The sequence below is a fragment of the Microcoleus sp. K5-D4 genome (assembly GCF_036704575.1).
Lineage (GTDB): Bacteria > Cyanobacteriota > Cyanobacteriia > Cyanobacteriales > Microcoleaceae > Microcoleus.
Window position 1 is genome coordinate 1 of record NZ_JAUBSD010000108.1, and the last position, 21,796, is coordinate 21,796.

At 43.9% G+C, this 21,796-nt stretch carries 19 protein-coding genes; 14 read left to right on the forward strand and 5 right to left on the reverse strand.

The genetic code is table 11. The features are described 5' to 3' along the window. Positions 1-364: 364 nt before the first annotated feature. The 8 genes from QUA77_RS25330 to QUA77_RS25365 all read left to right on the forward strand — a co-directional run bounded on the left by QUA77_RS25330 (position 365) and on the right by QUA77_RS25365 (position 8,877). Entirely contained in the window at positions 365-559 is a 195-nt protein-coding gene (locus QUA77_RS25330; RefSeq protein WP_333453261.1) for an element excision factor XisH family protein, read from the forward strand. Positions 560-636: 77 nt separating this feature from the next. After that, positions 637-1,080 carry a hypothetical protein gene (locus tag QUA77_RS25335; RefSeq protein ID WP_333453263.1) on the forward strand — a complete coding sequence of 148 codons (444 nt, stop codon included), beginning with the start codon at positions 637-639 and terminating at the stop codon, positions 1,078-1,080. Next, positions 1,067-1,396: a type II toxin-antitoxin system PemK/MazF family toxin gene (locus QUA77_RS25340; protein WP_333437304.1), complete on the forward strand. Its 330-nt coding sequence runs from the start codon at positions 1,067-1,069 to the stop codon at positions 1,394-1,396. The genes QUA77_RS25335 and QUA77_RS25340 overlap by 14 nt, the downstream gene beginning before the upstream one ends. 172 nt (positions 1,397-1,568) lie before the next feature. Then, complete coding sequence (locus QUA77_RS25345) at positions 1,569-2,714, forward strand: iron-containing alcohol dehydrogenase family protein (RefSeq protein ID WP_333453265.1); 1,146 nt, start codon at positions 1,569-1,571, stop codon at positions 2,712-2,714. A 99-nt stretch (positions 2,715-2,813) separates the two neighbouring features. After that, positions 2,814-3,998, forward strand: coding sequence for an aspartate aminotransferase (locus tag QUA77_RS25350; RefSeq protein WP_333061330.1), 1,185 nt, complete (start codon positions 2,814-2,816; stop codon positions 3,996-3,998). A gap of 398 nt (positions 3,999-4,396) precedes the next feature. Continuing rightward, positions 4,397-6,994, forward strand: coding sequence for a dynamin family protein (locus tag QUA77_RS25355; RefSeq protein ID WP_333453267.1), 2,598 nt, complete (start codon positions 4,397-4,399; stop codon positions 6,992-6,994). Between the two features lie 38 nt (positions 6,995-7,032). After that, entirely contained in the window at positions 7,033-7,539 is a 507-nt protein-coding gene (locus tag QUA77_RS25360) for a hypothetical protein (RefSeq protein WP_333453269.1), read from the forward strand. 15 nt (positions 7,540-7,554) lie between these two features. Further along, positions 7,555-8,877, forward strand: coding sequence for a hypothetical protein (locus QUA77_RS25365; protein ID WP_333453271.1), 1,323 nt, complete (start codon positions 7,555-7,557; stop codon positions 8,875-8,877). Between the two features lie 79 nt (positions 8,878-8,956). On the opposite strand, the gene QUA77_RS25370 is transcribed toward QUA77_RS25365, so the two are convergent. Together QUA77_RS25370 and dapF are read right to left on the reverse strand one after the other, a co-directional pair. Beyond that, the gene (locus QUA77_RS25370) at positions 8,957-10,099 is read right to left on the reverse strand and encodes a hypothetical protein (protein WP_333453273.1); all 1,143 of its coding nucleotides are present in this window, start codon (positions 10,097-10,099) and stop codon (positions 8,957-8,959) included. A gap of 242 nt (positions 10,100-10,341) precedes the next feature. Further along, complete coding sequence (gene dapF / locus QUA77_RS25375) at positions 10,342-11,184, reverse strand: diaminopimelate epimerase (RefSeq protein WP_333453274.1); 843 nt, start codon at positions 11,182-11,184, stop codon at positions 10,342-10,344. 312 nt (positions 11,185-11,496) lie between these two features. Between dapF and QUA77_RS25380 the strand changes: the two genes are divergently transcribed. Then, complete coding sequence (locus QUA77_RS25380; protein WP_333039978.1) at positions 11,497-11,709, forward strand: Hfq-related RNA-binding protein; 213 nt, start codon at positions 11,497-11,499, stop codon at positions 11,707-11,709. Positions 11,710-11,812: 103 nt separating this feature from the next. On the opposite strand, the gene QUA77_RS25385 is transcribed toward QUA77_RS25380, so the two are convergent. Continuing rightward, positions 11,813-14,128 carry a cation:proton antiporter gene (locus QUA77_RS25385; RefSeq protein WP_333039980.1) on the reverse strand — a complete coding sequence of 772 codons (2,316 nt, stop codon included), beginning with the start codon at positions 14,126-14,128 and terminating at the stop codon, positions 11,813-11,815. A gap of 118 nt (positions 14,129-14,246) precedes the next feature. On the opposite strand from QUA77_RS25385, the gene QUA77_RS25390 reads away from it, so the two are divergent. Continuing rightward, positions 14,247-15,338, forward strand: a complete 1,092-nt coding sequence (locus QUA77_RS25390) for an acyltransferase (RefSeq protein WP_333453277.1) — start codon at positions 14,247-14,249, stop codon at positions 15,336-15,338. A gap of 221 nt (positions 15,339-15,559) precedes the next feature. On the opposite strand, the gene QUA77_RS25395 is transcribed toward QUA77_RS25390, so the two are convergent. Both QUA77_RS25395 and QUA77_RS25400 read right to left on the reverse strand, forming a co-directional pair. Further along, positions 15,560-15,736: a hypothetical protein gene (locus tag QUA77_RS25395; protein WP_333453279.1), complete on the reverse strand. Its 177-nt coding sequence runs from the start codon at positions 15,734-15,736 to the stop codon at positions 15,560-15,562. Positions 15,737-16,157: 421 nt separating this feature from the next. Then, positions 16,158-17,276: a formylglycine-generating enzyme family protein gene (locus tag QUA77_RS25400; RefSeq protein WP_333039986.1), complete on the reverse strand. Its 1,119-nt coding sequence runs from the start codon at positions 17,274-17,276 to the stop codon at positions 16,158-16,160. Positions 17,277-17,753: 477 nt separating this feature from the next. On the opposite strand from QUA77_RS25400, the gene QUA77_RS25405 reads away from it, so the two are divergent. The 4 genes from QUA77_RS25405 to QUA77_RS25420 all read left to right on the forward strand — a co-directional run bounded on the left by QUA77_RS25405 (position 17,754) and on the right by QUA77_RS25420 (position 21,367). Continuing rightward, positions 17,754-18,131: a hypothetical protein gene (locus tag QUA77_RS25405; RefSeq protein WP_333453281.1), complete on the forward strand. Its 378-nt coding sequence runs from the start codon at positions 17,754-17,756 to the stop codon at positions 18,129-18,131. Between the two features lie 106 nt (positions 18,132-18,237). Then, positions 18,238-19,143, forward strand: a complete 906-nt coding sequence (locus QUA77_RS25410; RefSeq protein ID WP_333453283.1) for a D-hexose-6-phosphate mutarotase — start codon at positions 18,238-18,240, stop codon at positions 19,141-19,143. A 417-nt stretch (positions 19,144-19,560) separates the two neighbouring features. Beyond that, the gene (locus QUA77_RS25415; protein WP_333453284.1) at positions 19,561-21,087 is read left to right on the forward strand and encodes a phosphomannomutase/phosphoglucomutase; all 1,527 of its coding nucleotides are present in this window, start codon (positions 19,561-19,563) and stop codon (positions 21,085-21,087) included. A 52-nt stretch (positions 21,088-21,139) separates the two neighbouring features. Beyond that, entirely contained in the window at positions 21,140-21,367 is a 228-nt protein-coding gene (locus QUA77_RS25420; RefSeq protein ID WP_333039991.1) for a hypothetical protein, read from the forward strand. Positions 21,368-21,796 lie beyond the last annotated feature (429 nt).

The following is a 21,796-nucleotide window of genomic DNA, read 5'->3' on the forward strand; positions in this document are numbered from 1 at the left end:
AATGCTTCAGTAAAAATATCTTCTTCGCTCATAAAGTAATTGTACCTTCAAAATGCTCAGCGCGTTCTGTTGCAGGCACGACGGCACAACTTATAATTGTACCGCAGATGCGATACAATACATAATAAAGTCTAAAAATACCGCAACTTCCCCATGTCTGTCCACCCCTTCTTACCTCCGTCGGAATCTTCTGTTCTCGATCGACGGCGCACCACCCGACTCAAACATCTTACTCGTCGCACTTAAAAAAGCGATCTTTGATTACATATTAGAATATTTACTTTCACAATAAGGGACATCCACAAGACATGGGAGCTGAAGAGGTTCGTGCTGAGCTTTCCTAACCTAAATTCTGGAATATCGAATGTCTAGACGCGATAATTTACATTCCTCCCTGCGTCGCACCCTCGAAAAAGACGGGTGGACAATTACGGACGATCCTTTAGTCTTAGTGTTAGAGCAGACTCTTTTGAAAGCCGACTTAGGAGCAGAAAAGTTTTTCAGTGCCGAAAAAGAAGGGCATAAAATCGCTGTTGAAATCAAAGACATTGATTGGTAAGGGCGATCGCACGCAGACCGAGCAAGTCAGCTATAATCATATAAGTACATTAATTTTACTGTTAGTGTAAAACTCCCATGAACCAACCAGCAAAAACTTTCACATATCCAGTGATTTTTTTGAGACTCGGAAAGCTCGAAAAAACATTGTTAGAAAATTTGCGACTGCTTCCGACAGAAAGGCGACAGGAAGTTCTTGACTTTGTGCAATTTCTCGTACACCAAGCACAAAAAGTAAAACAGCCATCGAATGAAAGTTCTGAATCTAATATTTCGCAAACAGAACTACCGCATTCCAAGCGCTCATTTATTGATTGTTTAAGGGTATTAGTAGAATCCCCTCCAATACTAGAACCGTTTGTAGAGATAACAACCCAACAAGATTTAACCGCTGCCCAATTAACAGAGTTTTTTGCAGTCAACAGCGAAGAATATTTAATTGACTCAGCTATTACTCGCAGTCACGATGCTTTTTTGAAAGGCTACGCACCCGAAGACGAAGGACTCTATGACGACTATTGAACCGGGTGATTTTTGGGTGGCAAATATTCCCTTTACAAGTGGCGCAGGCTTTAAAAAACGTCCCGTACTTTTACTGTGGTTAGATGGCGAGGATGTAGTAGCAGCAGCCGTTACTTCTGCAAAACCTCGCACCCAAACTGATGTATTGCTTAATGATTGGTCGGCTAGCGGTTTGCGCGTTGCTTCAACAGTGCGTTTGTCTAGATTAGATTCTCTGGAGAAGTCTTTGTTGTTAGGGAAAATCGGGCAAATTTCTCAACCGGATGCAGCAGAAGTGAAACGAGTCTGGGATTTGTACGTTAAGCCTCAATTCTAACGATCGTTCGATCGCCCGCCCTCAACTCCGCCCTCCCATCCCCCAACCCCGCACAATACTTAATAAAGACTTTACAAAACTTACCCGATCGCCCAACATGGGTTAGAGTTATCCTATAAAATCCAGCAATCCTGCAAAGCGTCAACCTTCTCGTCACTTATCCAGTGGTTCGATGACTCAAACCCAAAGCACTAAAACCGCCACCCCAACTGCAATTTATTCCTTGACAATTGCTCCCGCCTGTGTATTGCGAGGTCGATCGGCGATCACACAAGCCGGAGATGCGATCGCCCGTTTCGGAAAGCGACCGCTAATCGTCGGCGGCAGCAACTCCCTCGCCGCCGCCCAACCCTACCTGCAACCAATCCTCGAACAGCAGCAGTTAAAATCCGCCGAAACAGCATACGGCAAGGATTGCAGCGAAACCAGCCTCGAAACCCTCCGCGCAGCAGCCCAAACCCATCAAGCCGATTTCATCATCGGTGTCGGCGGCGGCAAAGCCTTAGACGCAGCCAAACTCGTCGCCCATCAGTGCAAAATCCCGATCGTCACCATACCCACATCAGCCGCCACCTGTGCCGCTTGGACAGCCCTTTCTAACATTTATTCAGAACAAGGTGCATTCCAATACGATGTCACATTAGCCAGATGTCCCGACTTATTAATACTCGACTACGGCTTAATTCAAACCGCACCACAGCGGACATTAGTAGCAGGAATTGGAGATGCGATCGCCAAATGGTACGAAGCATCAGTCAGCAGCGGACACTCCGAACAAACCCTGATAATTTCCGCCGTTCAACAAGCTAGAATACTGCGCGATATTTTATTCCAAAAATCAGCCGCCGCCCTCAAAGAACCCGGTAGCGAAACCTGGCAAGAAGTCACAGATGCAGCCGTATTGCTAGCAGGAATAATCGGCGGAATTGGCGGCGCCCAATGTCGCACCGTCGCCGCCCACGCCGTCCACAACGGCCTAACTCATCTATTAGCAAGTCACGGCACATTGCACGGCGAAAAAGTTGCCTACGGCATTTTAGTACAACTGCGACTAGAAGAAATGCTGCAAAACAATCAACTCGCCGCTAGCGCCAGACAGCAACTGCTAAAATTCTACGCCGAGATTGGATTACCCCAAACTTTAGACAACCTCGGACTCGGAGACATTACCATTACAGAATTGCAGCGCGCCGCCGACATAGCCTGCAATCCCAATTCCGACATCCACCGACTGCCTTTTAAAGTTGTTCCCCAACAATTAATGGCAGCGATGGTTTCTACCACCGCACCTGTGGGAGAATTAAAGATTAAGAATTAAAACAGTTTGTAGTAAGGACTAAAGTCCTGAAAAGGCTGTGCTAGCAAGGACGAAAGTCCTTACTACAAACCAGGAAAACTGACAACTGACAAAAAATAAATGACCTTGGATTGGATTAGCCCTGCTGACAGGTTGCAAAAACTACCGCCCTACGTATTTGCCCGTCTCGACGAACTCAAAGCCCGCGCCCGCGAACAAGGACTCGATTTAATAGACTTAGGAATGGGAAACCCCGACGGTGCCACTCCTCAACCAGTAGTAGAAGCCGCTGTCGCAGCCATCCAAAATACTGCCAATCACGGCTATCCACCCTTTGAAGGAACTGCCAGTTTCCGCCGTACTATTACTAAATGGTACAGCCGCCGCTACAACGTTGAACTCGATCCAGAAAGCGAAGCATTGCCTTTGTTGGGTTCAAAAGAAGGTTTAGCACATTTTGCGATCGCCTATATCAATCCAGGCGACGTAATATTAGTACCAAGTCCCGCTTATCCGGTATTATTTCGCGGCCCGATTATCGCCGGTGCAAAAGTTCACAACATCATCCTCAAACCGGAAAATGACTGGGTAATTGACTTAGCCGACATTCCTGACAGCGTAGCCGAACAAGCCAAAATACTCTATTTCAATTATCCCAGTAATCCGACTGGAGCAACTGCACCCCGCGAATTTTACAAAGATATTGTGGCTTTCGCACACAAACATCAAATCTTGCTGGTTCACGATTTGTGTTATGCGGAATTAGCCTTTGACGGCTATCAACCGACAAGTTTATTAGAAATTCCCGGCGGTAAAGAAATCGGCGTCGAATTTCACACAATGTCCAAAACCTACAATATGGCAGGCTGGCGCGTCGGTTTTGTAGTAGGAAATAGCAAAATTATCCAAGGTTTGCGGACATTAAAAACTAACCTAGATTACGGTATATTTTCCGCATTGCAAACAGCAGCAGAAACAGCACTGCAATTGCCCGATAGTTACTTGCACGAAGTGCAGAATCGTTACAGGACTCGCCGGGATTTCATGGTGGAGGGATTGGCAGAATTAGGGTGGAATATTCCTAAACCTCTGGCTGCCATGTATCTTTGGGTTCCCTGCACTCCGGGGATGAGCTCGACTGATTTTGCCCTGAATGTTTTGCAGCAAACCGGTGTTGTGGTGACTCCTGGTAATGCTTTTGGGCCGGGCGGGGAAGGATATGTGAGAATTAGTTTAATTGCAGATTGCGATCGGCTGGGAGAAGCATTGCGACGTTTGAAACAAGCAAACATTCGCTATCAATAGTCATTGGTTATTGGTTATTAGCGATGATCGGCCGCTCACTCTGCATCAACTCATTATTATGTTAAGGATGACACCCATTATCCCCTAAACATAATAATGAGATTAACAAGCTCAGGCGCATACAAATTTTACAGTCAAGTTTGATGAAATTATTGTGGGGTGTCCCGCCCGCCCGAAAAATATAACGCAAGGTGCGGGACAGCAAGGTGCGTAGGATGCCCCAGAGCAGAATAAACCTGTTACAATTCAAATAATCAATCTCCGACGCACTCTACAAGTTGATTTAAGAGTCACTCTTTATTTTGTGGCAAGGTTTAAAACATCCGTGGATGTACGATGTCCGACGCCGTGCCTCCTTAGTTATAGTTAACAAAGATCATTAAGGAAGCATTTTTGCCATGCCTGTAATCGAATCTAAGTTAAACAACACCCGCAACCTTTTACAAGAATTAGGCAACTCAGTCTCTAGCTTAGTCAACTCGTCCCCGGATGTTTTTGCTGATTCGGGGATTCAATCTTGCCTACAGGATTTTTTAAGTGTTTATCAAGAAGCCGTCCAACGCCTAGAAAATCCTAGTTTTCGGATTGCTACTCTGGGCACAACTTCCTCTGGAAAGTCAACGATTGTTAACGCGCTGATTGGTCGAAAAATCGCACCGATTGAAGCCGGAGAAATGAGTGGGGGTGTATTAACCATCAAACATTCTCAAGAACAGAGATTAATGATTGCAGAAACGGAAGATGCTGCTTGGGATACTGGTGAATGGACGGGATTAAGCGATGAGGATTTATACGATCGAATTCGCACTGTGATGCACTCCTATCACGCGGCGCGGACAAAGCGTGAGTATGTTGCGCCACAAATAACAGCTTATGTTCCTCTTTTACCTGCTTGTGATGCTTCTTTACTGGGTTTACCCAACGGAATCGGAGTTGAATTGATTGATTTACCGGGACTGAAATCAGTTCAAGACCGGGCTAACTTAGCAACTATCCAAAAGCAACTTAATAAAGCTTTTAGTTTAGTGGCTTTAGACTATATGCAGGTAGATGATGATCACAGAAAACGCTTATTAGAAGAATTAAAGAAAGTTGTCGAAGATCTACAAGGTCGCACAGATTCGATGATTTTTATCTTAAATCGGGTTGATAACCGAGGAGCAGATGATTTACCCCTATCAGAGCGGATTGATAAGTTAAGAGAAGAAATTAAAGAGGTCTTATCGCTTCCAGAACTTCCTGATGTTCTGCCTTTTAATGCTCGTCTTTTATATTATGCTCAGTGTGCTTGGGGTTCAGGAGCTTTTAACGAACCGTCAGTGATCAGTCAGGAGATACGGTTAAAACTCCTTAAAGCTATGTTTCAAGACTGTGCAGGAGTTATTAAATTAAATACTAAGGAGAACCGCGATTTAAAGAATTGGTTTCGCGATATTGAAGATCGGGTAGATGACAATAAGACTATTGATGATGAAACCATGCGGCAAATTCTCCACTCTTCTTTAGAATGGAGTGGAGGTAGAGAACTTTGGGATCGTTTCCGTGTGCGGGTTCAAGAATCATTTGCTGAACTGGTAATACTTCCTGCATTGTTGGAAGTATTCGATCCTTACAATGCTTTAGCAGAATCTCTGGAAATTCGGATTCACCCCATAAAAATTTCCCAAGAGAAACAGCTTGAGCAAGAAAGAAATAAAATACATAAAAGCCGTCATTATTTTCATAATATCAAAGAAGTTGGGAAAGAATTTAAGGTAGAAATTGAGGGACTGAAAGCAGGCTTGGACAGCGATGATCCTAAAATTAATGATAAACTCGTACAAGAGGCTGTAAAAAAAGGACGTAATGGATTTCAGCGGATTTTTGATGCGGTTAAAAAAGATATAGTAGGGGATTTAACCACATCTCTAATTGTTCCAGTTCGCGATGCTTTTAAAAATAATCAAGGAGCTTTTGAGCTAAGAGATAAACTAGGGGAAGTCACATTACCTTCATTAGCTGAGGATATTTCTAAATACTATGATCATATTAGTCGCAGACTCAGTAAATTTTCTGGTGAGTCAGAATACTTAGTTAAGCGTATACGGGCTGATGATGATAAGGGGAAAAAAGAACTTGAATTTGATGCGGTTAAAAAAAATGTAGTAGGGGATTTAACCACATCTCTAATTGTTCTCGTTCGCGAGGCTTTTAAAAATAATCAAGGAGCTTTTGAGCTAAGAGATAAACTAAGGGAAGTCACATTACCTTCATTAGCTGAGGATATTTCTAAATACTATGATCGTGTTAGTCGCAGACTCAGTAAATTTTCTGGTGAGTCAGAATACTTAGTTAAGCGTATACGGGCTGATGATGATAAGGGGAAAAAAGAACTTGAAGATGATGAACGCTATGTTCGCTTGCTATATCACAGGATGAGAGAAGCTATATCTGCAAGGGCAGAGTTTGTTCTACAATCAAACGCACAACAGTTTGAACAAGCTTTAGAATCATTAGTTGAGGAACAAGTTAAGAAACTAAAAGTTTTTCTGACCGAGGGCAATTTTTCTTCGATTAATCTTGAAAAAGTAGCCATCAGTAATTTAGGCAAAAAGTTAGCTCCAAACTTGCCAACTTTACCAGAAATATTTTTTCAGTTTCCAGAAAATAATATTAAGCAAAACCGTTCTAAAAAAACAGACGGTGAATACATCGAACTTTTCCTTCCGTCTCCAGGCTTAATGGCAAAACAATGGTCAAGTGGAATTGAGAAAGGGAAAGGGAGTTTGTGGGATATTTTGCTTGAGTGGATTCTCCAACGGTTAGATTATGTTAGCGATATCTTTAAAGAATCCGTTGATGAGATTACCAATCTAGCTGAACGTGATTTGCAGCAACAATCAAGTATTATTGAGGGCAATTTGGAGCAAAAAAAACAGTTTTGGCGTGAGTTTGAAGCTAAAAAAGATCATGCAACAGCAGATTGTAAAAAGTTACAAGAGATTTTTCGTCAGTGAAGCAAGTTTTAAACCTAATGACATTCAGGAGTTAAAAAATGGAATCTAGTGATATGGATAGTTTATTAATAGTAGTAGTAGGAGTACCAGTATTAGCAGGAGCAGTATTAGTAGTAAGAGCAGTATTAAGAGCAATTTATCCCCCACCAGTATTACCACCGCCACCTCGTTCTTTAGTTTTAGTGATTTCCGCCTCGCACGCAGATTTTATTGAATCGCTAAAAGACAAAAAGCAGATTGATGTTAGTGAGGGAGAACAACTTTACCAAATTACGAGATATTTATGGCTAGGATCTGAAACTGAACTTTCTCAGAAAATACCAGATATTAATGAGTATTCAGTCGCCCAAGGAGCCGAATCAGAATATAACATTTACTTGGTTGAGATAAAACTCAAGCAATCTGACGAAGGATTTAAGCCTAATGTCAATCAACTCGATAGATATGATGCTTTTCGTAAATTAGCTGATTTAGCAGGTGATGTTAAAGTGTCTGATAGATTGAAAATAGAAGCCTATGAAAAAGTGGGAGTTTATAATCGCTAAACAGGAGAAAGTAAAATGCTGATTGATGCCACTTTTTTAGTTAAAAATCCAGAAATTATCAAGGGTTTACTTGATGGTTCCATGAAACGCTATGGAAGCGTTATTAGATGGGCTGCGGGAACTGCAAAGGGTGGTCAAATTGTCCGCCATTTAGCCGAAACTCCCGGACTGACTAGCAAACTGATGACTGTTCCATTTGATCCCATTGTGGCAGGAATTGATGTTATTGGTCATGCGCTTAACTATCATAAATTAATAGGTGTTGATCATAAATTAATCGGTATCGATAGTAAATTAATCGGTATCGATAGTAAATTAATCGGCTTTGAAAAAACCTTATCCTCAGTGATGGGGCTAAGTCAAATTGCTGCCGGCGCAAGTGTTTTAAACCTTGGTATCAGTATTGCTGGCTTTGCCTATATGGGATCAAAACTGAACCAAGTACAAAAAAAATTAGGTCACATTCAACAGTCAATGGAAGAAGGCTTTAAACGTGTTGAAGCTGGCTTAAATCGGATTGATAATCGCTTAGATATTATCTCTGGACAATTGGAATATCTGTATTTATTGGTAGAAGATAGCCGCCAAAAGCAAAAAAGCCTTGCTAAAGCTATTTCCCATCTTCATCAAGCCATGCTAGTTAAAGAAATTACAGCTTTAAAAGCTGAACTTGACGAGCGCTCTCGTTTTCCTGATGAATCACCGAGATCGGCCATTAAAACAGCTTCTAGGGTGGGGTTATTTCTCAGTAATCAAGCAATGCAAGCTACCCCAGAATTAGATGCTGAAATTATGCTTAATGCTGATGTTTCTATTCAAGGTTGGGCTGTAGCCTTAGCAACAGAAGCCAATCTTCTCTTAGAAATAGGGAAACATCAAGAAGCTAAAGAATTACTGGCGTCACAAATCCCCCAATTTAAACAAGTCGCGGAAAGATGGGGTAAGGCACTAATCAATGATGAAAACACTTATCTATCTACTGCTTATCGCTTTACTAATGCTCGGTTTAAAAACCACATTACCTCAGAACGAGTAGAACGAATTACGGAAATATCACCAAGCGATCGCACTTTATCTCCTGACCAAATCCGACGCAAAAAAAATTATGTTGATGTAGAGTTTGAAATGTCCTATAGTTCTGCTAAATTTGATCAAACATGGACACATCGCCAAATTGCTGTAGCTGAATATTTGGATGGGTTGAGTGAACTTGCAGCCAGATTAGAGGGTTTAGAATCGTTTGCAAATCTGTGCGAAAGTAAAGGTGTTAAAAGCAGCCGTGAAATTCTGCCTGGGCCAGACACTGAACCGGGCATATACATACTACCCAGCACATAGGGGAGGGTGCGTCAGAAGCCCAAACTCTTATTCTATCAATCTATAACTTGCTCTGACGCACCCTACAAATGACTGATAACTATAACGTTTGAATTTGCTCTATCACCCAATCAAAAGTTTCCATAACTTGCTTGAGGGCAGATTCATCTTGCAAAGTAAACAAAGCCAGACTCGGCGACCTTCTCTCACCCGGTTCTATAGGCAGCGACAGACCTATCGAACTCAACTTACTTCTCAATTCCAGCCAATTTTGTTCCGCATTAAAAGGCGGCTGGGAACCATAATTATCAGCAGAAATTTCCATTCTACCAGCAATATCTACAGTGAATAACTGATAGGGTTTTCTTCCCTTTTGAGGCAATTGAGCGGCGAAACCGCCGTAGGCGTCCCCCGTTCCCCAGTGGATTTGAACTTCGGGTTCTTGACTTTTTGCCCACAAGTAAATTGCTTTTGCCATTTGCGCCTCGTCCGCGCCTCGTCTAGCTTTGATTTCCGCAAAAAATGAAGATTCATCCCAGCGCCTTCTTTCGCGCGTTGCGCTGGATTTTTTCTGCTGTGCTTCGGCTGTCTGACCGATGACTCTGGGAACCAGCGTTTTCAAACCATCTTCACTTACATACTGCTTAATTTCCAGGGCCAAAACTTCAACCGGGTCCATTTGTTCGTTGAGAAATTCCACAACTCGGCGCATTTCAGCGGAAATCTCGTCAGCTACAAACACTAAGCGAACTTTACCGGCTTGCAAATTAGTTTTAACTTTCTGCCAAAATAGGTCTTCGTTAGCATTTGCACCGAGAAACTCTTCAAAAATATGTTCAGGATCGCGACCCCGATCGCGACAATTAGCTTCAAACAGAGCAATAATTGAATCGACAGGCCAGTAAAACAACGCATTAGCAGCATAGTCGATCGACTGACCCAAAACTTTTTGCCGCAGTTCCGCATTAGGAGTTCGCCGCACATCCACCAAAGTAGGAACGGCATTTTGGTCGAGAAACAAATGATCCAGCGACCACTGTACCGCTGTTTCCTCATCGCTGGGTGCAGCTTCCCGCGAAATTAACAGCCACCTGCGCGCCGTAGCCCGATCGATTTGGTCTCCCGCAATCAAATTAGGATAAGTTACTAGCAAATCTTGTAACTGGTCTTCCGAGTCGTAGGGCTGTTCCATCATTTCTACCAGCCTGTCGTCGTCCTGAATGAGATAAATACCTCCAGCCATGCCAGCCCACCTAGTTAATTTTAGATTTTAGATTTTAGATTTTAGATTTTAGATTTCAGGCTTAGTTATTAGTCTTCAGTCTTCAGTCCGCAGCCAATAACTTGTGAAGGCGGAAGGCATTGGTCAGAATTCAATAAAAATTTTGAATTCAATAATTTTTATTGTTTGTTCATTCAACAAAAAAAACTTCTGACCAATCACTAATAACTAATAACTGATGACTGATGACTGATGACTAATGACTAATCACTCATACAACCAGTAAATACTCGCTGTGCCGGCCCGGTCATGTAAATCCGCCCAGAAACTTCTGCCCATTCGATTTCCAAAACGCCGCCTGGGAGTTCAACCGCAGTTACCCGATCGCACTTCCCTACCAACACCCCAGCTACCACAGCAGCACAAGCACCAGTCCCACAAGCTAGAGTAACACCCGCGCCTCTTTCCCACACCCGCATTTTTACATAGTCTGAACGTATCACTTGAATAAACTCCGTATTGGTACGCTGCGGGAATGCTTTGTTGTGCTCGAATTGAGGCCCGACAGTTTCTAAAGCAACAGCCGCAACATCCTCTACAAAAGTAATGCAGTGAGGATTTCCCATGCTGACACAGGTAACAGACCAAGATTTATCGGCAACTTCGATCGGCACATCTATAGCTTTAGCATCCGCAGCAGCCAAAGTTGTCGGAATTTCCGCTGCCAGCAGCCGGGGAACCCCCATATCCACCTTCACCTGACCGTCCGATCGCAATTCCGGGGTAATCACACCAGCCAGAGTGTGGATGCGGTACTGAGTTTTCGCCTCTGACCCTTCCAAATCGGCGATAAACTTAGCCAAACAGCGAATCCCATTGCCGCACATTTCCGGTTCCGAACCGTCGGAGTTAAAAATCCGCATCGTATAGTCAGTGTCGTTTTGACCCGGAAGAGCAAATATCACACCGTCTGCGCCAATCCCGAAATGTCGATCGCACAAATCCACAGCTTGTTCTGGCGTGATCACCGGTTCTGACGAGTGGCGGTTGTCAATCAGAATAAAATCATTTCCCAGTCCGTGATACTTCGCAAACTCGATCGGCATAAAAACAAACCTCTTTTGGTTAAAACTGATTAGATAATTTGATAACCAAATTACCCATTTCCCAGTATTATAAAACTTTATGCAATTTATAGTCCTTTCTCGTCAAATATAAACAAATATAATTTTTATAACTCTACAGGGATATCTAATTAATGCTGATGTCAATTCCTCAATGAATATCGGTAGAAAAGGAACCGCCAATGGGTTTATGCCTCATCGCGTAGACGCGCTTGTAGTTGCGACAGTAAGGGTTAAACGGTATAAACAGAAGAATATGGTTTAAGGTAATATTTGACTATATTTTTCTGAACTATGTCTGAATTTGAAACCGGATTGCCCAGCGTTCGCTTAATACAAAGCTACATCAAAGACAAACAACAGGTGGAGATCAAACTCCTGACCGGCGACTTAGTAGCTGGCAGAATTTTTTGGCAGGATAATAGCTGCATTTGCCTCCTCGATGCCTCAGAAACACAAATTCTGATCTCGCGACCAGCAATTGCTTATCTCAAACCCAACGGCTGAGAGTGGGGAATGGTGAATGGGGCATGGGGCATGGGGCATGGGGCATGGGCCATTGAGAATAGTTTCTTTTTCTGCCCACTGCCCACTGCCCACTGCCCGCTGACTAATCGCTAAACAGCTTTTCGATGACTTGGGCCTTGACCAAAGGCACCTTTAAAGCAGGTTGCGGCACCGGTGGTGAGGCCGTCCGCTGCATCAAGCCGAGTTCGTAAAAGCCGCCGCACAGCAGCAAACGATCGCCTTCTTGCAAATTCGTAGTTCCGTCGGGCCAGCGAGTAAATTTCCCTTCCCGGCGGATCGCCCGCACCTGCACCCCGTACTGGGTCAGCACATCTACCTCTGACAGTTTTTTGCCGGACCAAGGGCTCTTTGCTGGTAGCCTCAGCCACTGGCAAGAACTGTCGCCCTGCGGAACTGCAACTTCGCCCTTCGCCAGCAACTCAAAACTGATGAGTTCTTCCGGTTCTCCTACTACAAAAAGTCGATCGCCCGACAGCAAAGCTGTCTTGCCGTTAGGATAATCAATTTCCTCACCATTCTCGCGGACGATCGCCATCACGCTGACCCCTGTCAACTGGCGCAGGTTAGTTTCTTCCAGAGTCATGCTGGCTATGGGAGAACCCGACGGCAAGCTGTACCACTCGCTGTTCATATCTCGAACCGCCACTTTCAAATCCCGCGAAACCGCCAAAGGTTCGCGCGGTGGGCGCAATTCCAGATAGCGGCTGCTGCGAATTTGCTGCACATCTCGCCCGATCGCCATTGCCGAGAGCCCCATGCCAGCCAGCAAGTGGGAAGACAGTTCTAAACTGGCTTCAAACTCCGGCTGCACGACTTCCCAGGCCCCCAGTTGGTAAAGCAGTTCGATGTCTTTATCTTGGTTAGCGCACACCACAATATCCAAATCCGGGACTAATTCTAAAGCCCGCTTCAGACACAAGCGAGTGCTCATGGGATCGGGAAGGGCGATCGCCATTGCTTTTGCCCTTTCCACCCGGGCGGCTTCCAATACGTGCAAGCTGGCAGCATTCCCGTAAATGTAAGGAATTCCTTGCATTCTGCAATCTTGAATTCTACTTTCTGACTCGTCGATAACCACAACTGAACAGTTGCGGCTTTGCAGCATTTTGACTAAAATTCTACCGACTCGCCCGTAGCCGCAAACCACAACATAATTTTGTTCCGGCAAACTTTCAGCTATTGCCACAGGTTGAGATGTTTCGTCAAAATAGCGCTGTAAAGGCCCGAAATTTTCCGCCCATTTCAATAACTGAGGCACGCTTCTCAACACAAACGGAGTCAGCACGAGGGTGACTGCTGTCGTGCCTAAAATTAACAAGTAAACGTCCCGCGAAACCAGCCCCATAACTTGACCAGAACTAGCGAGTACAAAGGAGAATTCTCCTATTTGAGCTAAGCCCAAACCTGTGATTAATGCTGTTTTTAGGGGATAGCCAAATAGTCGGACGATCGGCGCGATGATCAAGAATTTGCCGATAAATACTAGAAATACCAGTCCCAGAATTAATTCTAGATGGTTCCAGAGAAACACCGGGTCGATTAACATTCCGATGGTGACAAAAAATAAGGATGCAAAAATATCTCGCAAAGGCTCGACATAAGTTAGAGTTTGGTCGGCATATTCCACCTCCGAAATCATTAAACCCGCCACAAATGCGCCCATCTCGATCGAAAAACCCAAATATTCTGTCAGCAGCGCAATCCCTAAAGCCAAAACCACAACTCCCAGCAAAAACAGTTCCCGACTTTCTGTTTTCGCCAGGTAGCGCAGCAACTGCGGTACGAGCCAAATGCCCGCGCCTACAGCACCGATAGCAAATAACCCGATCCGCAGCAGGGCCCACGCTACCGTCATGCCGATCTCTTCTGCTGGCTGATTGAGTGCCGGCAAAACGGCTAGCATTAGCCCCAAAGCCAAATCTTGAACTACTAATATTCCCAGCATGACTTGACCGTGGGAAGTACCGGATTCATTGCGCTCCATCAAGCACTTGAGTACAACGGCAGTCGAGGAAAGCGACAGAATCGCTCCTAAAAACACCCCTTGAGCAGGCGATTCTACCCAGCCTACAGCCAAGGAAATTCCAGTAGTAATGGCGATCGTCAGCACAATTTGCAAGCCCCCCCCGCCCAAACTAATGGTTTTAACTTTCTGGAGTTCGGCGAACGAAAATTCCACTCCCAAGGCAAACAACAGAAAGGCAACCCCGAATTCAGCCAGGGTGTCTACCTGAATTAATTCTTTAATCAGCCCCAAACCTGCCGGCCCAACTACGATCCCTCCCAGGAGATACCCGAGAATTACCGGCTGTCGCAATAGCGATGCAAAGAGTCCTCCTGCTGCGGCAGCAGCGAGAACTAGAACTAAGTCAACGATCAGTCGGAAGTCTTCTTGCACAAGTTTATGAAAAAAGTATAAAGTTATATTATAGTGTCTAATGTGTTGACTATGTTTAGGGCGTTGACTATAGTTGAGGAACAAGCACAACGGCCACCCTTGACCCAGGTATTTTCTCATGGCACAGAGTTCAACTCCTCACAAAAAGCTTAACCTCTTGCAAGTTTATCGAGGGATTGCGGCTGTTTTAGTGGTAATGTTTCACCTCAACGATATGAGTGCTGAAAGATTAAATCAAGTTACTTTTTTTAATTTATTTCAGGCTGGGTGGAGCGGTGTTGATTACTTTTTTGTATTGAGCGGTTTCATCATGGTGTATGTTCACCGATCGGCGATCGGTAAAAAGGATCAGTTAAAATCGTTTTTAGTCAAACGTGGCGTGCGAATTTACCCGATTTACTGGATAATTACTCTAACAGTTTTGTGTTTCTTTCTAGTAATTCCTGGTTTTGCTAACAATAAAGATTTAAGTTTGGGACAGGTAATTTTGTCGCTGCTCTTGATTCCTCAAAAGGACAAGCCCATTCTGGATGTAGGTTGGACTTTAATTTACGAATTATATTTTTACTTCCTGTTCAGTATAGCTATCTGGTTGAAACCTAAATATTCGGTGCCTATACTTTCGGCTTGGCTATTGGTAACGATTTTAAACTTTTGTAAACTTATAAGCTTCCCCAAATCTTTTTTCTTGCTAAATCAAGTATTTGGCAATATGAATCTAGAATTTGTTCTGGGCTGCTTGGCTGCCTATATAGTGATTAAATGTAACAATAAGATTGGTAAGTACAGGTGGATATTGTTTGGAATTGCAAATTTAGGATATGTTATTTTAGGAATGCTCGTCGCATGGGGAAACATAAAGTTTGAGCGCGTCACTACTTTTGCAGTGCTAGCCGCTCTGTTAATCATTGCTGCCACCTCGATCGATCTCAAAGATTCTCCGAAAATACCTCAGATTTTCACGTACTTAGGAGATGCCTCGTACTCGATATTTTTAACTCACGGCCCGCTGATTTCAGCAACTACCAAATTGCTGCAAAAGGCAAATCTAGGAAAATATTTCGATAGCTTTTTTGCACCTGCGTTGGTAGCACTGATAACTGTAATCGCTGGCTGCATTTTTTACTCTTTAGTTGAAAAACCGCTGACAGTTTACCTGCGGAAAAATATAGTTGAAAAACTGAGTCTTCCGAAGGTACAAGCAAGCTAATTGCAGGGTGATTTCGGAGTTGGTAGGGTGCGTCGCTATATTTAATCTAGGTGAAAAATCGAGAATGCTGGAAGCATATAACTTACGCACCCCCAGGTCTATAAACCGGGTTTTTTAGCGAATCTGCGGGTCACAATTGAATATTTTCGTAAAAAAACCCGGTTTCTGATTTCCCCTGGGTAAGTCCTAAAAAATAAAAAATCACATAATTCTTAAAACCATTAACTAACAACCTTATAGGCGCGTTTTTGCTCCCACCAATCATCGGTAATCTCTAGAGAATTGCCACTATCCAAACCAGCCAACAATAACGACTCAACCCGCGCGGTTCTTGGTTGTTCTTGGCGAATTAGGTGCAAGATATATTCTGCTGCATTGCTGTAGCCTCCGCTTGCCACTTGTTCGTTAATAAATTTTTGAATTGAATCGGGAAGAGGAAGATTGAGGATGATATTTTTTATCCTTCCTGATGTGCGATCGACCTTGGCATATTTTAAATATTAGGACTTACGCACGGGCGTCCAGAAACCGGGTTTTTTTACGGAAATACTTCGTTGCGATCCGCAGATTCGGTAAAAAACCCGGTTTCTTTGGTCGAGTGCCTAAGTCCTGTATCTTTAATCTCCGTTAAAAAAAATCGAGAAATTTTTCAGCGACGCACCGCAGATCCGAATCAGTTCGATCGCAACATATTTTGGATGGTGCGTCGCTGTGAGATGCCGATCGCATTTGCAGATTGTAGAAAGCCACGCACCCTACAAATAATGGAGAAAAGAACAAAAAGGGCTAAAGAGAAAAGAAGAACCCTTGCTGGACAAACTAGGAGGGGGAAGAATACGACGACATTGCTACGCGAACACCCTCTATCAAAGAAGAGCCGATGCCTTCTTGATACGGGCTGTGACACAGGTGCATCATGCGGTACCACTGGGGTGTATGACTGATAGACTCAAGCAACATCCTTGTTGAGAGTGAGATAATACCGCCTGTCGATTCGGGGCCTTCATCGGTATTATCCAAGCCACTATTGCCACACCATTCCGCAACCTTGCCGTGCATATCGTAAAGTCCAAAAGCATTGGGCCCAAAACTCCCCACATTCTTTACTTGGCGATGAAAACCCTGCGGTGCATCAAAGTCGAGATGATTGCCCTCACGGTTAACTTGTTGGATAATTGACAAATAATCACTCTCAAATGGGGCTGCTGTTGCATCGGCACGACAAGCATATTCCCATTCTGCTTTACTCAGAAGACGATATTTTTTACTGGTTTTTTGCGATAGTTTTTTACAGAATCTAAATGCCTCCCGCCACGATACATTTTCAACAGGACGTTTTTCGCCTGTGAAACTCGATTGGTTGGTTTCATTTCCCATAACTGCTTCCCACTCTGCTTGGGTGATGGGGTATTTGCTTGCATAAAAAGCGGGTATTGTGACTTGAGGCTTCTCACCTTCCCCATAATCTCTATATCTATCAACTTCTGTTACTGGCGACTCTACCATCAATGTGCCACCGGGAATGTAAACCATTTCCAACACAATTCCATTTCCTAGGTCTTCGGGGAAGTAGAAAGCAAACGACTTGGTGCGGCTGCTTTCTCGTCCATTAGAATTAACAGTGATGACATCAAAATCAAAAAAATAGTTTTGTAAATGTTGTTTTATCTTCTCCTCATTTCTATCTTTCAGTAGTGAATAGACAGCTAATTTAACCTGTACTGACTCATCCTGCAATGCTCCCAGTATCAAATCTAATCCTGCATCTCCATAATTCAGCGCTTCGGAGAGTGCGGCGATTCTAGCTTCGACAGAGGGCAAGGCCAATCGGCTTTTAACGCCGGCAATTCCTCCCTGTACCGCCGCACCTACAGGAATTGAATTTTGCCCCCCCTTGACTGCATCGTATTCTCTGGGTCTATCGCGATCGCTTGGCATGGCATTTTAACCTCTGTAATATCTACAACAGTGGCATTTAAATAATAATTATGTCAAATATTGAAAATTTATAATATATTTGACATAAGTGTTTCTGTGTCCTGTTAAATGCAGCGCACGGAAGTGAAACATCTCAGTATTTTCCCACAATCCCAGATGATTCGCTGCGATCGCCCTCCACTCAGAATAACAAAATTATACCGCCCTCGAAACCGTGAAACATCCTGTGATGCAGCTTTGCTACAAAGTCGGCAAATAGCGCCTTGCGCTCTGACTAAATCCCGATACATTTGCTGACTTGGCGCAAGTCGTAATAGTGCGTTATCCTTTGCGGTGAGAGGGTACTAAAATTAGAATTTTTGGGTAACATTAGCCAGACAAAGATTAAGGATATCCGTCATCACTGCGACTGCGAATCGAGCCAACTGCGGACAAAGTGGGAAAATAGTTGCGGGCGCTATTTTTGGATGCAGGCTATTGAAAGCAAACATGAAGAAGGCGATTTTGAGCGGGGGAACGATCGCGAGCATTCTCAGTTTGGTATCCCCGGTACAAGCTTTGCAGGTGAAGGTGACGCCGGCAACTCCCGAACTAGGAGATACGCTGTCAGTAATGATTCACGTAAACAGCAGCAGGGGAACTCCAACGGTTTCCGTACAGCAAAAAAACTACCCAGCTTTTCCTAGGGGCACCAATCGCTTTCGGGCCCTGCTGCCGACGACGCCACTCAATCGCCCCGGTACCCGCCAAATCCAAGTGGCGGGAGACGGAAAGGTGCAACATTTGAGCGTGCAAGTGCGCGTTCTATCGCACATCCCGTCGCGATGTGTGGGGACTCGCCAGCCGTTTCTCTGACTGCATCCTTGTGTCGATCGCACCCTCGCAGGTCAAACTCAACAATCTAATCAATCTAGCAACCATAATATCGGATAATTGTAAAGCAATTCACCAAGCCAAAAGCATGAGTATTGACCAATTAAACACAGACTACGGCATTGCCGGGAACCTCACCTTCGCCACCGGAAACGGTGGTTTCCCGATGATTCACATCGACAACGGTCAAGCCAAAGCCTTAATTTCTGTGTATTCCGGTCAAGTTCTCTCCTTTCAACCAGCCACCGAAGCCACAGACTTGATGTTCGTCAGCGAAAAAGCCTACTATGCCGAAGGGAAAGCCATCAAAGGCGGTATACCAATCTGTTGGCCATGGTTTGGCCCAGATCCCGAAGCCTTGGGGCGTCCGAGTCATGGGTTTGTGCGGAATCGCCTCTGGAATGTGCTAGAAACCGCCACAACCCCAGACGGCGCAACCAAAGTCACTCTAGGACTCAAGGATACCGATGAAACTAGAGCAATTTGGCCCCAAGCCTTTGAACTGGCGATCGTGATTACGATCGGCACCAGCCTCACTGTAGAATTAATCACCCGCAATTTAGGCGCCAAAGCATTTCCCCTCACCCAAGCTTTCCACACCTATTTCCAAGTCGGGGATATCAACCGTGTGCAGGTTTTAGGTTTAGAAAATAGCCAGTATCTTGATAAAGCGGATGGTGGTGTCGAAAAAACTCAAGTGGGTGCAGTGGTAGTAACAGGTGAAGTCGATCGCATTTATCTCGATGTCACCAAGGAATTAGTCATTGACGATAGGGCCCTCAATCGTCGGATTCGCATTAAATCCTCTGGTAGTAAATCCGTCGTAGTGTGGAATCCCTGGGTGACAATTTCTGCAAATATGGCCGACCTTGATGATGCAGATTATCAGCGCTTACTCTGCGTAGAAACGACCAATGCAGCTACAGATATTGTGGAAGTTCCCCCTCATGGTGAGTTCCGCTTGCAGGCAATTTACAGCGTTGAACGCGACTAAGGAATGAGAGCTTAATCTTAGCGGTGATGGGGCTAAAATTCCCAGTAAGCGGTTCAACATTTCAATTGGATATTTTGGGGGTTGCTCAAATCCCACCCACAAGACTGGGATTGTTTCTTTAAATACAACTTAAATGCCGATTAGCTGATTGAATTGAAAAACTCTGTCACCCTAATGACTAATAATACCAAATCCAAAATTTCTCCCCTGTTTACAGGGGTTATCAAAAAAGTGAGGTATGCCCTATGCCCACGGAGGCCTATGCCCTATAGTACCTCATATTTCTGAGAAAGGCTATATTTATTAGTCCGCGAAAGACGTGCGGCGAAGCTGACTCGAATCGTCTAGCCACAGACAAAACTTTGTATGATCGGTTTCAACCGCCGACTCCGATATTTTTACTTACCATCAATTATTATGCAAATCTTCAACTGGACAAAACTTCAAAATGGATCAGACATTCGCGGTATCGCCCTCGAAGGCGTTCCCAATGAAAAAGTCAACCTAACGCCCGAAATTGCGACAATCTTAGGTAAATCCTTTGTCAGTTGGCTGGTGCAAAAAGTCAATAAACCAGCAGCCGAATTAACGATCGCGATCGGGCGTGACAGTCGCCTATCAGGGCAAACCTTAATGCAAGCAGTGATCGAGGGAATCGCCTCAGTTGGTGCAACAGTGTACGACTTTGACATGGCCTCAACCCCCGCCATGTTTATGAGTACCATTACCCCTGGTTTTGATTGCGACGGCGCGATTATGCTCACTGCTAGCCATTTGCCATTTAATCGAAATGGTTTAAAGTTTTTCACTCCCAAAGGAGGGTTACAAAAGCAGGATATTACAGATATCTTAACACTAGCCCAAAGCAATTACTTTCAGCCAGCCTCATCGCCCGGTAAGATTGCAAAGCATGATTTTATCTCAGTTTATGCTAACCAATTTGTCACCAAGATTAGGGAATCAGTCAATCATCCCGATAATTTTGAGGAACCACTAACAGGACTAAAAATTGTTGTGGATGCAGGCAACGGTGCTGGCGGTTTTTATGTTGATAAAGTCTTAAAACCTTTAGGTGCAGACACCACGGGCAGTCAGTTTTTAGAACCCGATGGTACTTTCCCCAATCATGTGCCAAATCCCGAAGATAAACAGGCAATGCAGTCAATTTGTCAAGCGGTAATAGAACACCAAGCTGATTTTGGGATTATTTTTGATACCGATGTCGATCGCAGTGCGGCCGTCGATCAAGTGGGCAAGGAACTCAATCGCAATCGCTTAATTGCCTTGATTTCTGCGATCGTATTACAAGAACACCCAGGCTCTACCATTGTTACTGATTCTATCACCTCCGATGGCTTGACACAATTCATCGAACAAGATTTAAAAGGGATTCACCATCGCTTTAAACGCGGCTACAAAAATGTGATTGACGAGTCGATTCGCCTCAATGAAGCCGGACAGGAATCATGGCTGGCGATTGAAACCTCTGGACATGGAGCTTTGAAAGAAAATTACTTTCTTGATGATGGCGCTTATTTGGTTAGCAAATTATTGATTGAATTGGCTAAATCCAAGCTAGCAAACCAATCTTTGCCAGATTTAATTGCGAATTTAAAAGAACCCGAAGAAAGTGCAGAATTTCGGATTAAACTTGGTGTAGATGATTTCAAGGCTCACGGCGAGCGCGTTATTGAACAACTGCAACAATTTGTCTCAACGCAAGCAGACTGGAAAATAGTTCCCAATAACTACGAAGGTCTGCGAATTTCCTGCACGTCACCTAGCGAATCCGGCTGGTTTCTGTTACGCTTATCACTCCACGATCCGGTGATGCCTTTGAATGTTGAGTCTAATGTTAAGGGTGGTGCTGCTCACATAGTGGCTCGGCTTTTAGCTTTTTTCCAAACCACAGAATCCCTTGATTTTTCGGCATTATCGACCTAAGTGTTACTCGTGTCAGACTATTAATCAACCAAACACAAGAAGGAATTTAATCATGTGGCTTTTAATCATAAAATGTTCTGCTGCAAGCTGGGATACCCATTCCAAAGCTTTCAAAGCGATCGCTGCCAAATATCCTGCCACACCTCTTTCTTCCAAAAAGATGAAAGGCGATGCTCAACGCATCATGGAATATCAGCTTGAGGATGTCAATGATGTAGAGGAATTTATGGAAGAATGCTTAACCTTAAATGGTTTCACCGCTACCTTTGAATCCCTATAAATTTAGGTGATTGATTATAGCCATTCTCAATTTTTATCTCATACCATTTTAGAGGGAAGATTTTAAAATAGGGAATCAATACTATATTGCCAAAAACAGGCTACAATAACTAGAGAATTTGAAGAAGGTTATCGGCAAATAAACTTATTGCCAAAAAAGAAGTGATTTAACAGTAGAAGAATAAAAAATAATTATGTTGTAGGGCCGTGAACTATAACTAATAGCAATGGTTAAAAGTTATGCAATAGTAGCTAGGGTGGAAACGGTAGTGTGAGCGTCTGGCTCAATCGGGCTTTCCTCGCCGCACTACGGAAATTTTTATTATTCTTATCACTTCAAGTTAAGTATTTATTTACAATAGTCCGGACAGTTTTTAAGCAGCCAAAGTACCATAAGACAAGACTGAAGGAAGGTTAGGGTGATTTAAAA